At 63.9% G+C, this 16,195-nt stretch carries 12 protein-coding genes; 9 read left to right on the top strand and 3 right to left on the bottom strand.

The window, feature by feature from the left end; genetic code table 11:
- Positions 1-6: 6 nt before the first annotated feature.
- Positions 7-726, top strand: a complete 720-nt coding sequence (locus tag FHT08_RS11035; protein WP_166775102.1) for a GntR family transcriptional regulator — start codon at positions 7-9, stop codon at positions 724-726.
- Between the two features lie 131 nt (positions 727-857).
- Here FHT08_RS11035 and FHT08_RS11030 read toward each other — a convergent pair whose 3' ends face one another.
- The 3 genes from FHT08_RS11030 to FHT08_RS11020 are packed head-to-tail and all read right to left on the bottom strand — an operon-like array spanning position 858 to position 3,654.
- Positions 858-1,277, bottom strand: coding sequence for an STAS domain-containing protein (locus tag FHT08_RS11030; RefSeq protein WP_166775101.1), 420 nt, complete (start codon positions 1,275-1,277; stop codon positions 858-860).
- Positions 1,274-1,705, bottom strand: coding sequence for an ATP-binding protein (locus FHT08_RS11025; RefSeq protein ID WP_039523217.1), 432 nt, complete (start codon positions 1,703-1,705; stop codon positions 1,274-1,276). The genes FHT08_RS11030 and FHT08_RS11025 overlap by 4 nt, the downstream gene beginning before the upstream one ends.
- Entirely contained in the window at positions 1,705-3,654 is a 1,950-nt protein-coding gene (locus FHT08_RS11020) for a SpoIIE family protein phosphatase (RefSeq protein WP_208408966.1), read from the bottom strand. Before FHT08_RS11020 ends, FHT08_RS11025 begins: the two co-directional genes overlap by 1 nt.
- Positions 3,655-3,952: 298 nt before the next feature.
- Between FHT08_RS11020 and FHT08_RS11015 the strand changes: the two genes are divergently transcribed.
- The 8 genes from FHT08_RS11015 (at position 3,953) to FHT08_RS10980 (ending at position 16,015) form a co-directional block, all read left to right on the top strand.
- Positions 3,953-4,552, top strand: coding sequence for a hypothetical protein (locus FHT08_RS11015; RefSeq protein ID WP_166775100.1), 600 nt, complete (start codon positions 3,953-3,955; stop codon positions 4,550-4,552).
- The gene (locus FHT08_RS11010; protein ID WP_166775099.1) at positions 4,549-5,871 is read left to right on the top strand and encodes an XVIPCD domain-containing protein; all 1,323 of its coding nucleotides are present in this window, start codon (positions 4,549-4,551) and stop codon (positions 5,869-5,871) included. The genes FHT08_RS11015 and FHT08_RS11010 overlap by 4 nt, the downstream gene beginning before the upstream one ends.
- 949 nt (positions 5,872-6,820) lie before the next feature.
- Positions 6,821-7,819 (top strand): arabinogalactan endo-1,4-beta-galactosidase, encoded by a 999-nt coding sequence (locus FHT08_RS11005; protein ID WP_166775098.1) that lies wholly within the window; start codon positions 6,821-6,823, stop codon positions 7,817-7,819.
- 294 nt (positions 7,820-8,113) lie between these two features.
- A complete protein-coding gene (aceE, locus tag FHT08_RS11000) occupies positions 8,114-10,801 on the top strand; it encodes a pyruvate dehydrogenase (acetyl-transferring), homodimeric type (RefSeq protein ID WP_166775097.1) in 2,688 nt (895 codons plus the stop codon).
- A gap of 89 nt (positions 10,802-10,890) precedes the next feature.
- A complete protein-coding gene (locus FHT08_RS10995; RefSeq protein WP_166775096.1) occupies positions 10,891-11,079 on the top strand; it encodes a hypothetical protein in 189 nt (62 codons plus the stop codon).
- Positions 11,080-11,134: 55 nt separating this feature from the next.
- Positions 11,135-12,238, top strand: a complete 1,104-nt coding sequence (locus FHT08_RS10990; protein ID WP_166775095.1) for a hypothetical protein — start codon at positions 11,135-11,137, stop codon at positions 12,236-12,238.
- A gap of 460 nt (positions 12,239-12,698) precedes the next feature.
- Entirely contained in the window at positions 12,699-14,084 is a 1,386-nt protein-coding gene (gene dcm / locus FHT08_RS10985; protein WP_166775094.1) for a DNA (cytosine-5-)-methyltransferase, read from the top strand.
- On the top strand, positions 14,081-16,015 hold the full coding sequence (locus FHT08_RS10980) for a DUF262 domain-containing protein (protein ID WP_166775093.1): 1,935 nt from the start codon (positions 14,081-14,083) through the stop codon (positions 16,013-16,015). The genes dcm and FHT08_RS10980 overlap by 4 nt, the downstream gene beginning before the upstream one ends.
- Positions 16,016-16,195 lie beyond the last annotated feature (180 nt).

Below are 16,195 nucleotides of genomic sequence, written 5' to 3'. Positions count from 1 at the left end.
CCTGCCATGACCCTCGCCCCTGATTCGCGCAGCGCCAAGAAGCGCGTACCGCTGTACGAGGAAGTGGCCGAGCGCCTGCGCCAGAAGATCTACGACTACGCGCTGCCGCCGGGCGAATGGATCGACGAGCCGGCGCTGGCCGAGGAACTCGGCATCAGCCGCACCCCGCTGCGCGAGAGCCTCAAGCTGCTCGCCGCCGAAGGCCTGGTGCAACTGGACGCCGGCCGCGGCAGCCGGGTCACGCGGCTGACGCTGGAAGACCTCAACCAGCTGTTCCCGGTGATGGCGATGCTGGAAGGCCGCTGCGCGCACGATGCGGTCAAGCGCATCGACGCGGCCGGCGTGCAGCGCCTGGAAGACCTGCACGCGGCGATGGAAGCCGCCGCCACCGCCGGCGACCTGGCCGAGTACTACCGCAACAATTATCTGATCCACGAGACCGTGCAGCAGTACGCCGGCAATCCGTGGTTGATCCGCGTCACCCACGACCTGCACCGCATCCTCAAGATGCACCGCGGCCGGCAGCTGTTGACGCCCGGGCGCATGGCGCAGTCGCTGGCCGAGCATCGCGAGCTGATGGCATGCGTCCGCCGCAGCGACGCCGAAGGCGCGGAGCGCACGATGCACGGGCATCTGCTGAGCCAGGGCCAGGCGTTAGCGGCGTATGTGGCGGCCGGGGGCATGTTGAATGTGCCCGCACCCTTGCCGAGGGTAGGCGGGGTGTAGGCGTTGGCGCTGTCCGGGCGCATCATCACGTGCACCATCGCATCTGCCTTCTCCCGCCGGGGTGCACCGCTGCCGTGCGCGCGCCGTCCGCATCCAGCCGGCGGCGCTTCGCTGCGCGGCGTTGGCCGCGCTCAGGCTTCGGCGAAATGCGGCACGATCGGCGTATCGCCCTGCGCATGCTGTTCGATGACCTTGCGCTGCATCGCCGCCAGGTAGGCATCCAGCTCTTCGGTGGAGGCGAAGACGTCGCTCATCGGCACTGCCTTGACCATGTCGAAGACCTTGCGGATCTGCGGCTGCGGGTTGGTCACCAGCACCTTGCCCTGGCGCGTGGCCAGTGCCTTGCGGGCCTTGAAGATGCAGCGGATACCGGCGCTGGAGATGTATTCCAGCGCGGTCAGGTCCAGCACCAGCGTGGTGATCAGGGTGCCCAGCAGCGGCGACAGCGCCGTATCCAGATCCTGAGAGGTGTGGGTGTCCAGGCGCCCGGTCAGGATGACGCGTTGGCGGGTGTCCTGCGGCGGGTCGATCTGGATGGCGAGCGTGGTCATGACAGTGCCTCGGGGACAGGGGCGTATGGGTGCAGCAGGGTGACGCGCACCACGTTGTATGCACCATCGCGGCGGTAGTCGATGTGATCGGCGAACTGATGCACCAGGAACAACCCCAGCCCGCCGATCGCGCGCTCGTCGAGCTCGGCACTCAGGTCCGGCATCGCGGCGGTGCTGGGGTCGAACGCGCTGCCGGGGTCATGCATCTCCAGCACCAGCGCCTGCGGGTCCAGCTGCAGTTGCAGGCGTAGCGGCTGCTCGGCGCACTGGCCATGGGTGAGCGCATTGCAGCCGAGCTCTTCCACGATCAGCCGCACTTGGCCGATGCGCTCGGCGTGCAGGCCTTCCAGCGTGAGCGAGTGTTCCAGCGCGTCGTTGGCGCCGGCCAGCTGGGCCAGCGAGGGCGCGATGGCCAGATCGAGCTTCATCAGGTCGTTGCCTTTCCGGGGGCGTCCCGGCCAGCGTCTGCGACCGGTCCAGCATGCTCCTGGCGCAGCCGGATCGCCAGCAGGGTGATGTCGTCGTACGGGTCGGCCTGGCCGGTGAAGTGGGCAATACTGGTGATCACCGCCTTGCACTGCGCCGCCGCGCTGCGGCGTGGCCGCGATGCACCCAGCAGGCGCTCCAGCCCATAGCTGGCGCCCTGCTCGTCCATCGCCTCGGTCACCCCATCGGTATAGCCCAGCAGCGTCTGCCCGGCGCGCATGCGGCCCTGCAGCACCGGGTAGGCGACCTGCGGCTCGATCCCCAGTGGCGCGCCGGTATCCAGCGGCAACGGCCGCGCGCTGCCGTCGATGTCGATCAGCACCGGCGGCTCGTGGCCGGCACTGGCCAGCCAGTAGTCGCCGCTCACCACATTGATCACCCCGCACAGCACCGTGGCGAACATGCAGGTGTCGTTGTTTTCGGCCAGCCGTGTGGAGGCGGCGATCAGGATGCTGTCCGGGCGCGTATGCCGGCGCGCGGCGATTTCCAGCACGCTCACCGCGCGCGCCATGAACAAGGCGGCCGGCACGCCCTTGTCGGACACATCGCCCACCACGAACCACAGCAGCCCCGGCTCGGTCTCGACGAAGTGGTAGAAGTCCCCGCCCACCGCCTTGGCCGGCTCCAGCCAGGCGCAGGTTTCCAGATGCGAACCGGCGCGGTCGAAGGTACGCCCGGAAGGCAGCATCGCCTGCTGGATCTCGCGCGCAATCTGCAGCTCGCTGTGCATGCGCTCGCGGGCGGCGGTCATCTCGCCGATCTGCACGATGTGGTCGCGGATCGCATCGCGCGCGCTGTCGAACGCGCGCGCCATCACGCCCACCTCGTCGCGGCGCTCGATGTGCGGCAACGGGTACTCGAATTCGCCACGGCGAAAGTGCTCGGCGGTATCGGTCAATTCCTCGATCGGGCGCGTCAGCTTGCGGGTGATCCGCCCCATCAGCCACCACCACGCCACCGCGCCCAGCAACGCCGCCAGCGCCACCCACGCGGCCAGCCAGTTCAGGCCCGCCAGCACATAGCCTTCCGAGGCGGACAGCACAAAGGTCCAGCCACTGCGCCCCACTGCCGCGCTATGGGTCAGAAAGCGCTCGCCATCCGGCGCGGTGTGCGCAAACGAGATCGGCTGGCCCGCCGCCACCGCGCGCTGCAGCGGCAGCAGGTCGGGCCGCGACTGCGCCACGTAACGCTCCAGCGTGTAACGCAGGTTCAACGCCGGGTCGGGGCCGAACACCAGCATGCCTTCGGGCGACAGCAGCATCGGCCGGATGCCGATGTCGCGCGGCAACTGGTCGATGATGTCGCGCAGGTGCTGCAGCGGCAGGTCCACGCTGACCATGCCCACCGGCGCGGCATCCACCGCATCGCCCGGGCGGCGCAGCGGCAGGTTGTAGCTGGTGTACAGCGCGCTGCCGCCATCGGTGGTGAGATACGGCTCGGACCACCACGCGTGCCCGTCGCGCTGGGTGCGCAGATACCACGGCATCGCGCGGTAGTCGTAGCCCAGGTCCTGCACCGATTTTTCCAGCACGCGCGCGCCGTCGCGATGCACGTACCAGACAAACCCGGTGTCGCGCGCCTTCTGCGTGCGCGGCTCTATGATCAAGCGCGCCGCACCGATATCCGGGTCGCCGCTGAGCGTGGCCAGCAGCAGGGCGCGCAGATTGAACGGCTGCAGCCCCACCGCGCTGCTGCTGGCCGCCAGCGTGCGGCCGCTCACCTGCACCGAGTCGAGCATCGCCGCCAGGCTGCGTGCGGTCTGCTCGGTCAGGCCATCCACCTCGGTGCGCGCCGCCTCCACCAGCTCGGCGCGTGCGCCCAGGTAGAACACCGTGCCCAGCAACGCCAGCAACACCACCAGCACCGCGGTGGCGGCCAGCAACACGCGCATGCGCAGGCTGTGCCGCCAGTGCACCCGCGCAGTGACGGCCACGCTGTCGGTTGGCGATGTGGGACCCGTGGCGATGGCGCGCTTCCGTGGTGGCGGATGGCCCCGATCATGGCAGTTTTGCGGCCGCCGGCAACCGGCTCACGGCCGCCTCATCCTCAGCTGCCGTAAATTGACCCCAGCGGGTCAAGCAAACTAGATTGACTCCCCCCTATCGCCATGGAGGCCGGCCTTGCGCCAGATTCTGACCCCGAGCCTGCTGGCCCTTTTGCTTACGGCCTGTAACGCCCCGGAGACCAGCATGACCCAGACCCAATCCCCCGCAACCGAGGCCGCCGCAGAAGCCGACGTCGAGGCCGGTGGCCGCGGCCTTGCCAAGCTCAATCCCAACCCGCGCAAGGCCTATGAGGTCACGCTGACGCTGGACAAGGCGCCCGGTGCGTTCGGCCTGGTGCAGGGCGCGGCGCAGTACGACGTCAGCAACGAAGCCGAATGCGGCAAGATCCAGCCCGAAACCGGCACCGCCGGGCGCATCACCAGCCAGGAAGACTTCGCACTCAAGAAGATCTCCGACACCGAATACCGCGGCACCGTCTATCTGGACCTGATGCAGGACGAGGACTACTACGGCCGCGGCGTCTGCCACTGGGAATTCAGCGGCGCTAGCGTGCTGTTGAAAGCCACCGGTGCCGAGGAAGAAACCCGCTTCCTGTCGTTTATCGAAGGCAAGACGGTGACTGCGCAGCAGCCGCAGACAAAGCACTACTGGAAGAAAGGCTATCCGCGCTCGGAGTCCGAGAGCTTTCCGGACACCGGTGAGCTGAGCCCGGACAAGTTCAAGCCCGAGATCCGCGACAATCTCTTCACCATCACATTGGCTGCCAAGGAAGTTGCGCCATGACCGTCCCATCGCAGCACTATGCCAACTTGTCCGAGGATACGTACAAGAATCACGCGGTTGGGCGGCGCGCGCCGGGTCATGAGGAATTGGTTCCGGTCGGAAACGAGAAGTACGCCATCCTGGAGCATGTCGACAACAAGGCCACCGGCTATCAGGGCACGATCTACCGCCGTGAAAGCACTGGCGAAATCGTTGTCGCGCACCGCGGCACCGAGGGCAAGATCGACGACATCCTGACCGATGCATCGATGGTGCGCAGCCGCCACAACCCGCAAGCCGACGATGCGCTGGCGCTGACCAAGCATGCACTCGACTACGCAAAGGACTACGGCAACCGGACCGGGCATCAACCGGAAGTGACGATGACGGGCCATTCGCTCGGTGGTGCGCTCGCGCAGATTTCCGCACACCACTACGACCTCAAGGGCGAAACCTTCAATTCGTATGGTGCAGCCAGCCTGTCCTACCGGATTCCGGAGGGCGGTAACACCATGGTGAACCATGTGATGGCGTCCGACCCGGTGAGTGCAGCGTCGCCGCATTTCGGCCAGGTGCGCATCTACGCAAAGCCGGACGAGATCAGTACGCTCGGTCACGCCGGTTACAGCAACAGCAGAGCCAACTTTCTGATTCCGGATTCTCCGGTGCTTGCTGCAGGAACCTCGTTAGGCGCGCATAAACTCGACAACTTCTTGAAGGAAGGTTCCGTCCTCAGCGATCCGAGTGCGCGTACGCTTGCGGAAACCAACAAGCGCATGATCAACGAGTACCGCACCGATCTGGATCAGATCCGCGCCGGCATCACCGTCATCAGCCGCAGCGGTCGCGGCCTCGGCCAGGACGCCATCGACGCCATCCGCGGCCCGCTCGCTCCAGGCGAGCCCGCCAAGCGCGACGCACGCGAACACGGCAACGACCACACCTCGCTGCGCATCGATCAGCCGGGGCATGTGGGCAACACCTTGTTCCAGGACGCGCAGCGTGGCGTGCACGCACAGGACGCACGCGCAGGGCGCACGCCCGACCAGCAAAGCGCCCAGTTGTCCGGCTCGCTCGCCTCGGAAATGCACGCCGTCGGCGGCCAGCGCATCGACGCGGTGATGATGAGCCCCGATGCCGCACGTACCTTCGCCGTGCAGGGCCGCGTGGACGACCCCGCGCAGCTGCGTGTCAGCGTGGAGACGGTGGCCGCCATGAACACCCCGCTGGAGCAAAGCAGCCAGCGCGTGGCCGACAACGCCGCACGCCAGTCGGTGGCGCTGGAACAGCAGCAAACCCAGACCCAGCAACAACAGCAGGGCGCGCGCGCGCTGGGCTGAGTACGCTCATGCATGCGTGGCGTTGGGCTGCCGACAAGACGGTTGCGCAGCCGTCAGGCGGGCGCGGCTGCTCCTCGGAATCGGCGTGAACCACGCACGCACTGCGGTGCTGGGTGCGCCGCCCGCATCATCTGACGGCCGCTCGCTACATGCTGGTAGGTTGCTCTTGATGCGGTGACTGCGCCCGACCTGCAGGCCTGACGCGGCGACGCTTCGATCTGCCAACTGCCGCCATCGAATGCCGCACAGGAAAAACGCCGGCTTGCCCGGCGTTTTTTCGTTCGGTTGCTGCCGATCCCCTGACGCGAGCTTGTCGAATGCACCGAGCGGGTGGGGCAGCTGGAAGGCGGGCGGTCTTCACCCGTCGGCTGCTGCTGTCGAGCTGGAATCGCAGCTTGCCGCGTAGCGCCGGTGACGGTGATCGAGCCAGGGGTGTCGTTCCAGAATCAGCTGTCAGCTGTCAGCCGCAGCCGCAGCCACCGCCCCAGCTACAGCTACAGCGCGCGGTGAGCGGCGTACGTACGGCGAGGGTGTGCGCTTCCAGCAACGCGTCCCGGTGCCAGCAAGTCGGCAGCGCGTCATCGCATCGAGCCCGGATACATGCGCTGTCGCTAACAGTCCACCACACCAATCGCCGCAGCGACCGATCGCCAGTCGCACACGCCGCGCACTAGCGCGCCGGTTTTCTGTTGCACCCGCACAACAATGCGCTGGCGAAAATATCGCCAGTTCGCTGGCGCAAGGTGTTTGCCGCCGCGAGATATGCCGCAATGGCGCAGCAGCTATAGCGAGCGCGGCCGCATTGCGCCGCCGTGCTGCAATCGCCACCGTTTCGCGGCGTGTCTGGCCGCTGCGGGCAGCGCCGCATCGCCACAGGCATGCGGCGAATTCAGGGGGACCGGGCAGGGCGCCACGTGGCGCGACATCCAACGATCAAGGGAGAGGGTTCATGCACGTTCTTCGTAAGGGGTACCACTGTGTGCTGCTGGTGCTGCTGGGCGGCCTCAGCGCCGGCGCCGGCGCGCAGGGCATCGCCAAGGGCGCCGATGTCAGCTGGCTCAACCAGCAGGCCGCGGCCAACCCGCCGCAGGTGTTTCGCAATGCGGCCGGCAATACCACCGACTTCATCAAGCTGTTCAAGGATGTGGGCGGCAACGCGGTGCGCCTGCGCGTATGGGTCAACCCGTCCGGCGGCTGGAACGATGGCCGCGACACCCTGGACAAGGCCAAGCGCGCCGCCGCGCAGGGCATGCGCATCATGATCGACTTCCACTACAGCGACAGCTGGGCCGACCCCGGCAAGCAGACCAAGCCAGCCGCCTGGGCGGGCCACTCCGTCGCCCAGCTCAATACCGATGTCTACAGCCACACCCAGGGCATCCTCAACTACCTCAAGGACAACGGCATCACCGTCAGCTGGGTGCAGGTGGGCAACGAGATCAACAGCGGCATGCTGTGGAACGAGGGCAAGACGCCCAACTTCGCCACGCTGGGCCAGTTCATCAACAGCGGCTACAACGCCACCAAGGCGGTGTACCCCAACGCCAAGGTCATCGTGCACCTGGCCAACGGCTACGACAACGCCAACTTCCGCTGGTTCTTCGACAACCTGCGCTCGGCCGGCGGCAAGTGGGACGTCATCGGCATGTCGCATTACCCGCCGGTCGGCAGCTGGCAGGACTACAACAACCGCCTGGACACCAACATGCGCGACATGATCTCCCGCTACGGCAGCGACGTGATCGTGGCCGAGGTCGGCATGGACTGGCAGCAGGCTGCTACCACCCGCGCCATGCTCACCAACCTGCTCAGCCGCAGCAGCAGCATCGGATCGCGCGTGCTCGGCATCTTCTACTGGGAGCCCAACGCCTACCCCGGCTGGCAGGGCTACACCATGGGCGCGGTCAACAACAACGGCCAGCTGACCGAAGCGCTACAAGCGTTCTGACCACCCCCCCCCACCGTAGGAGCGCACCCGGGCGCGACGGGCATTACCGATAAACCCCCTCGCGCCCAGGTGCGCTCCTACGGGGCATGCACCTCGGGCTGGCCCTTATCCTTTGGTCGTACGCCGGCCGCGCCCGCAGCCGCGGCACCCGCCACCAGCACACCCACGCACGACACCGTCCCATTCCATACGCACCCGTAGCGAGGAATGGCAACAGGTGCGTGCGGTACACTTGGGGGTTCACGAATTCACGATGTCGACACACCCGCGGGGTGTGTCCCCCCGGGAGCGCTAATGAACTGGTTGAACGAAGTGCTGCACAACGATCCGAACCCGCTTGAGACGCAGGAGTGGCTCGAATCGATCAAGGCCGTCATCGACGTCGAAGGCCCGGAGCGCGCCCATCAGCTGCTGGAAGGCATGGTCGAACAGACCCGCCGCGCCGGCGCCTACCTGCCGTTCTCGCCCACCACCGAGTACGTCAACACCATCGCACCGGCCAACGAGGCCAAGAACCCCGGCGACTCTGCGCTGGAGTGGAAGATCCGCTCGATCATCCGCTGGAACGCCATGGCCACCGTCGTGCGGGCCAACCGCAAGCCGGGCGACCTGGGCGGCCACATCGCCTCGTTCGCCTCCAGCGCCACGCTGTACGACGTGGGCTTCAACCACTTCTGGCGCGCGCCCAGCGACCAGCACCCGGGCGATCTGCTGTTCGTCCAGGGCCACAGCGCACCGGGCATCTACGCCCGCGCCTTCCTGGAAGGCCGCATCAGCCAGGCCCAGCTGGACAACTTCCGCATGGAAGTGGACGGCCAGGGCATCTCCTCCTACCCGCACCCGTGGCTGATGCCTGAGTTCTGGCAGACCCCCACCGTGTCGATGGGCCTGGGCCCGCTGGCCGCCATCTACCAGGCGCAGTTCATGCGCTACCTGGAAAACCGCGGCCTGATCGAGAAGTCCGACCGCAAGGTGTGGTGTTTCATCGGCGACGGCGAGAGCGACGAGCCGGAAACCCTCGGCGCCATTGCGCTGGCCGGCCGTGAAGGCCTGGACAACCTGATCTTCGTGGTCAACTGCAACCTGCAGCGCCTGGACGGCCCGGTGCGCGGCAACGGCAAGATCATCCAGGAGCTGGAAGGCGTGTTCCGTGGCGGCGGCTGGAACGTCATCAAGCTGCTGTGGGGCGGCTACTGGGACGCCCTGCTGGCCAAGGACACCGACGGTGTGCTGCGCAAGCTGATGATGGAAACCGTCGACGGCGAATACCAGAACTGCAAGGCCTTCGGCGGCGCCTACACGCGCGCCAACTTCTTCGGCAAGTACCCGGAGACCGCGGCCATGGTCGCCGGCCTGTCCGACGACGACATCTGGCGCCTGAACCGTGGCGGCCACGACCCGCACAAGGTGTACGCCGCCTACCACCAGGCCGTGAACACCAAGGGCATGCCCACCGTGATCCTGGCCAAGACGGTCAAGGGCTACGGCATGGGTTCGGCCGGTGAGGCGCTCAACCCCACCCACCAGACCAAGAAGCTGGACGATGCGGCGGTCAAGCACTTCCGCGACCGCTTCAACATCCCGGTGACCGACGCCCAGCTGGAAGACGGCCAAGTGCCGTTCTACCACCCCGGCGAAGACTCCCCGGAAGTGCAGTACCTGAAGGAGCGCCGCAACGTGCTGGGCGGCTTCCTGCCCTCGCGCCGCCCCAAGGCCAGCAAGTCGTTCGTGGCGCCCACGCTCGACAAGTTCGAGCGCCTGCTCAAGGACAGCGGCGAGCGCAGCTATTCCACCACCATGTCCTTCGTGCAGAGCCTCAACATTGCCCTGCGCGACAAGGAACTGGGCCCGCGCATCGTGCCGATCGTGGCCGATGAGGCGCGCACCTTCGGTATGGAAGGCATGTTCCGCCAGATCGGCATCTATGCCCCGTTCGGCCAGAAGTACAAGCCGGTCGATGCCGACCAGCTGATGTATTACCGCGAAGACCAGACCGGCCAGGTGCTGCAGCAGGGCATCAGCGAGCCGGGCGCCATCGCCTCGTGGATGGCCGCCGGCACCAGCTACTCGGTCTCCGACGTGCCGATGCTGCCGTTCTACATCTACTACTCCATGTTCGGCTTCCAGCGCGTGGGCGACATCGCCTGGCAGGCAGCGGACATGCGCACGCGTGGCTTCCTGCTCGGCGGCACCGCCGGCCGCACCACGCTCAACGGCGAAGGCCTGCAGCACGAAGACGGCTTCAGCCAGGTCATCGCCGGCTCCATCCCGAATGTGCGTAGCTTTGATCCGACCTTCGGTTTCGAAGTCACCGTCATCATGCAGCACGGCATGAAGGCGATGATGGAAGACCAGATCGACGAGTACTACTACATCACCCTGATGAACGAGAACTACGCCCACCCCGGCATGCCGGACGGCGCAGCCGAGGGCATCATCAAGGGCATGTACCTGCTCAAGGACGCCGGCAAGCCCAAGAAGGGCGAGCTGCGCGTGCAGCTGCTGGGCAGCGGCACCATCCTGCGCGAGGCCATTGCCGCGGCCGAGCTGCTGGACAAGGACTTCGGCGTCACTGCCGACATCTGGTCCTGCCCCAGCCTCAACGAAGTGCGCCGCGACGGCTACGCCGTGGAACGCTGGAACCGCCTGCACCCGGAGGCCGAACAGCGCAAGCCCTACGTCACCCAGCTGCTGGAAGGCCGTCAGGGCCCGGCTGTTGCCGCAACGGACTACGTGCGCGCCTTCGCCGACCAGATCCGCGCCTTCGTCCCGATGACCTACACCGTCCTCGGCACGGATGGGTTCGGTCGCTCGGATACGCGTGCCAACCTGCGCCGCTTCTTTGAGGTCGACCGCTACTACATCGCACATGCGGCGATTGCCGCGCTGGCGAAGGATGGCAAGATGACGGGCAAGGATGTGGCCCGGGCGATCAAGCAGTACAAGATTGATCCTGAGAAGGCGAATCCTGTTGGGGTTTGATTGGGATCCGCGTCTCTGGACGGCGGTCTCAACGAATGAGACAGTGGAGATGCATGATGCCTCCACTGTCCCACCAACGGAATGTCTCCATGAACGAGATTGTTAGAAAACTGGCCGATCAACTTCGGGAGATCGAGCGACAGACTGCCGAGGAACTCCGTAGCCGTCAGACCACGCGCACGTTCAGTGGCGCGCTCCGTGTTGAACCGGACAAGGTCTATATAGACGCGCGCGAGGGCCGCCGTGTCATCGAGTCGCTGAGCAGGCGTCTGGGCTGATCTCCTTTCGCTAGGGAGGTGCTGAATGGGAGCAGGAAGCTCGGCGATAGTGTTGATGGCACTGCTGATCAGCGGCTATCTGTTCAATCTGGTCTTTCACCCAGTTCGTTATTACAGCAAGAAAGCGGAAGGGCAGAAGCTGCTATTCATGGCAGCTGCGTCCGGCTTGGTGATCGGAGCCGTGGTCTTTCTGACGCTTGGTCTTCTGCGTCCGCGCCTGGGGCCGGGTAATCCTGTGCTACTTATTGCTGAGGCGATCAACAGCGCAATTCCGGTCACCCACGCCAGCCGACTGCTGGCGACTCTACTGGCCTCCTATATGTTGGCCAAGGCGCTCAACTACATCTCCGTCTGGCTCGTCAGAGGTAAGGCCTCATTGGCGCTCTACAAGGCGGGTGAAGCAAAAGAAAGTCTGTACGCGCGGGCCTATGTGACCATATGGCACTGGCGCGTTGGGCATGTTGCAGCATCGTCATCGGGGTTGGACGACACCAAAGTTCGCAGCCGCGCAACACGCGTCTATAACCGCCTGACGCAGAAAGACGCGGGGTCAATGGCGCAGATCCTTACTCGCGCGATGGATGAGCAGAAACTGGTCATGTTCACATTGAAGTCCCGCAAGATTTACTGCGGCAGGGTGTTCGAGATTCCGTTCGACCTAGACGATGACCGCACTTGCATTGAGTTGCTCCCCTCCTTCTCGACGTGGCGCGATAAGGATGACCTTAGGATGGGGGATCACCGCACCGAGTACCCAGTAATCGAACTCTGGGAAGCCCGGCAACGCCTGTATTCGGTTGAGAAGCAGCTGGCGCTGATCGAGAAACGTCTCCAGGAGCCGAGCCTTGCGCAATTGACCAACACCCCGGAGGGGAAGAAATTTGTCAGGCGGATGCGACGGCCGCATGAGAGACATCGCGAGCAGCTTCAGGCGCTGATCGCTAAGGGAGTGGGTGGGCGAAAGGTCGTCATTGAAGACTGGATCAAGGTCATTGTGCTGAAAGAGGTGGAGTCGATCTCCTTTTACGATCCTGATGCTTACAAGGTCTGGTTTGCGGCGAAGCGGGGGGCGGGAGAGGGCGCAAAAGATGCGGGTGATGTAGTCCCGGTGGCGTCACCAAAAGGGGGGGGGGCGGCCAGCACAGGTGGCCTTGCGTAGCCCCTCGTTTTTAGTGGTGAAACTGCGCTGTCAATGCGAGCTTCTGTATCGGCGTGCTGCCGCCGAGTGCCATGTTCGGACGCTTATCATTTTAAGCCCAGCAAACGGGGGGGGGGCAGGTTCTAAGATTCTCCCTTGTTTTCATGCCGCCAAGATCATCTAATCGAGAATGGCTTTAGCGGTGTTCACAGCCGGTCCAGCCATTTGGGTGCGAAAAGCGGGGCAGAGTTCATTTATGAGCAAACGGGGGTGCGCACACGCGAACGATTCGAGAAACTTGAGGCGTCGCGTAACATCCATCTTGGACATCAGGCAGTTGGGCTTCAGAGCATCGGGAGTATGCTTGGGCTCCGGTTTTGCGCCCGCTGCTGACTTTTCCGGTGGGAGTTGACACAATTCCAAGGCTAAAAAGCCACTAGCAATTTCGCCTGATCAGGCAGGGAAAAGACGGGACCGGAGCATGGGAACAAGTAGTGAGGCCTTCCGTTTTGTTGACCTCTTCGCTGGGCTAGGTGGCTTCCACGTTGCCCTTGATGAATTGGAGGGACGTGGCGTATTCGCAGCTGAGTGGGAGCCTACGTTGAACGCTCTTTACAAGGTGAACTTCGGCATCGACGCTTGGGGTGACCTTAACGACCTCAACAGCGACGAGATTATCGCCCGTAACGTGCCTGATCATCACGTCCTTACTGCGGGTTTTCCCTGCCAGCCGTTCTCGAAAGCAGGAGACCAACTGGGTTTCAAGGACACAAGTCAAGGCAATCTTTTTTTCAAGGTGCACGACATCCTGCGAGTCAAGCGACCGCGTCACTTCATCTTGGAGAACGTGCCCAACATTCTCAAGCATGACGGCGGCCGTACCAAAGCCACGATCATTCGCATGCTGGAAGAGCTTGGCTACTCCGTCGATGTAGACCACTTCTCGCCTCACGAGTTCGGCATCCCACAGGTGCGGGACCGCGCCTACTTTGTTGGTTCGCTTGAGGGGCTCGATCATTTCGAGTGGCCAGCGAAGCACAAGGACCCGACCGAGATCCACCGGGTATTGCGCCACGATGTACCTTCCAGCCGCGCCATCCCGGAAAAGACGCTACGAGCCATTGACATGTGGGGTGACTTCCTGCGCCGCTCGCCGGCTGCGCTAAAGCTGCCTTCCTTCCCGATCTGGGCGATGGAGTTCGGGGCGACCTACCCCTACGAGCACGAAACTCCGTCAGGGGTTTGGGTCCGCAGACCTGTGTGGGGTCTGCGCCAAATGGGCTTCAAGGGCAGCTTCGGACACTCCCTCGAGTGCACGATCGACGAACAGGTCGCGAGGATACCGAGCCATGCCAACCGACCAGGCGACTACCAGTTTCCGACCTGGAAACGGACTTTCATTAGGCAGAACCGTGAGTTCTACCAGGCCAATCGTTCCTGGATCGACCCTTGGCTCGCACGATGGAGCCCTCAAGACCTCGACTCCAGCTTCCAGAAGATGGAGTGGAATGCACAGGGCGAAGACCGCGACATCGACAACTTCGTGCTACAGATGCGCGCGTCTGGGGTGCGGATCAAGCGTCCTACTACCTCCCCAAGTCTCATTGCCTTTACACAGACCCAGGTGCCCATCCTCGGTGCCAATCTGACCGGTGAACGTCGCTACATGACCCCAGCCGAGTGTGCTGAACTTCAGTGTCTCGGCGACATTCATTTACCCGCGTCCGACCTCGAGTCGTACAAAGCCCTGGGTAACGCAGTTAACGCCCGCGTCGTAAAAGAGATCGCGGAGCGATTGTTGAACGGGCTCATCGGGCCCACCTCAAGCATCACCCCTGACCCCGAACCGTTGGGAGCTACTGCGTGACCGATCACATCGAACACGAAGACGACTTCGAAGAGGAGGACCCGCGGGTCCAGATGCTGGAGAGCCTCGCCGACGGATTTGCGACTCTCTCGGAGGCTTCAGACGTGCCCGACGGCGTTGCGCCAATATCTTCGATGTTCAGCAGTGGGGACGTCGACTTTGCTTCCGATACATGGATGAACCAATTGGCTGAGATTCAAGGATGGCTGAGCTTCAGCGGTGACCTCCCGCTCACGGGCGGTGAACCCTTCCTTCGAGCACTCATCGCTGAACTCAAACTTGATCCCACCGATCTTCTTGCTCCGGGAGCCGTCTACCCGCCTCTGAGCCTTCGCACGCTGGAGCGTTTAAACGAGCGCGTGGACATCGCGAGTCGGCTGCAGATCAATTTTCTCGATGAACTTGAGGCCAAAGGCACCAGCCGTGCGACGGCCACCCAGTCTTGGGCTGACGCGTGGGCCGAGATCGACGCGAGCGAGGAAGCGGTGAGCCCAGAGCCGGTCACGGCGAAGGCCGCAGTCTGGCCGATCTTCCAACTCACCAAAAAGGCGCCCAACCTAACGCCGTCCTACCAGCGAGGTGACGTCTGGGGCAGCGGCGACCGGCAGTCCCTAATGGAGTCCATTCTCCGTGGCGTCCCCTTGCCATCCATCATTCTGCTGCGAACCGGCTCTTCCACTCCGCACGAGGTCGTCGACGGCAAGCAGAGGCTCACAGCCATCCTCCGGTTCGTGGGAAAGCACCCCGTCGCCAAGCAGAAGGTTGCGGAAGTCACTGCTCGGCACAGTGGAAAAAGGTTCAACGAGCAAGGACGCCTAGATGACCACGGTGGCAGAAATTTGACGGATCTGTTTAACGACGACTATCCGGCCTTCCGTCGGGCGTGGAAAGCGCTGGAGGGGTACGCACTTAATTCCACACAGGAAAACGAATACTACTTCCCGTTCAAGTTACGCACGACCGGAGACGGCGGACTGGTTGGTTCCTACCTTGAGCCTCTCCGCGGGAAGTACTACACGCAAATTAAGGCCCGGGAGATCAACGTCGCTGGTCAGCAACTCACCGTCGATGCGTTGTTCGAGGACGTCGTGGAGTACACCATTCCCGTCATCGAATACACCCAGGCCAGTCAAGCCCAGATCCATGAGGTTTTTCGCCTCTACAACAAGCAAGGCGTTCACCTGAATGCGGAAGAGATCCGTAACGCGGTCTACCACGAGGTCGAACTCACCCGCGCGACTCTTGCTGCCGCCGGTGACGCCGACCCGAACACTGATGTCGCCAAAATCGCCGAGTCGTTGGCCGGTATCCCCGATCTTGGCCGTCTCGGCGAGGCGCTGAAGAACTATGGCTTCGGCGACACGCGCTACAAGCGCACCAAGGTTCTCGCGTGGGTCATCTCGGTGCTGTTGCACGACACCGCCGGAAGAGACCTGGCATCGACTAGTCGCAACATCGACCAGTTGCTGATTGCGATTCAGAAGAGCCGGTCCCACCCACTATCCCAGCCCTTGACGTTGACCAAGCTGTTCTCGCTGCTGCTACGCGCTGTCGAACTCCACTCATCGCACAATGAGTTGTGGTCCGAGAAATTCATGGACGGTGGAAAGGGCGTCAAGTGGCAGGAACTCCAGCTCGTAGGTTCCCTCGTGGGCATGACCATGGCCTTGGCGGCGTCGCCGGACGACATCGAGGATCGCATCGAGGCGAATGGTGATGCTGTCCGAACGGCGAGCGAGGAATCCGCGGACTGGGAGCGCCCTAACAAGACGCAGACAAAAACCCAGTGGGACTACATCGCCAGGATCAGCAAGAGTCTTCTCGAACTTTTCGGCATCGATCCTGTTCAAGCCGATGAGGCAGTGCGTCAGCAGTTCGGTGCTTCCGGGTACGCCTCGCTGCAGCGGATGCGCATCAAGCAGAAGAGTTGAGAGCTGTGCCGGAAAGCACCCCACTCGTCGAGCATGTCTACTTCAGTCCGCCTGCCTCCCTGCGGCCGGAGTCGTGGTGGGCCCGCTACAAGGCCCAACTCACCGGCCTGACAGACACGGCGCGTGCCTCTGTTGAAGCAGACTCTCGATACATTCTCCAGCGCGGAATACTGGCGGCCG

It is taken from the genome of Xanthomonas sp. CFBP 8151 (assembly GCF_011761885.1).
Lineage (GTDB): Bacteria > Pseudomonadota > Gammaproteobacteria > Xanthomonadales > Xanthomonadaceae > Xanthomonas > Xanthomonas arboricola_B.
The sequence above is the reverse complement of the archived record's forward strand: the minus strand, read 5'-3'. Positions and strand labels throughout refer to the sequence as shown.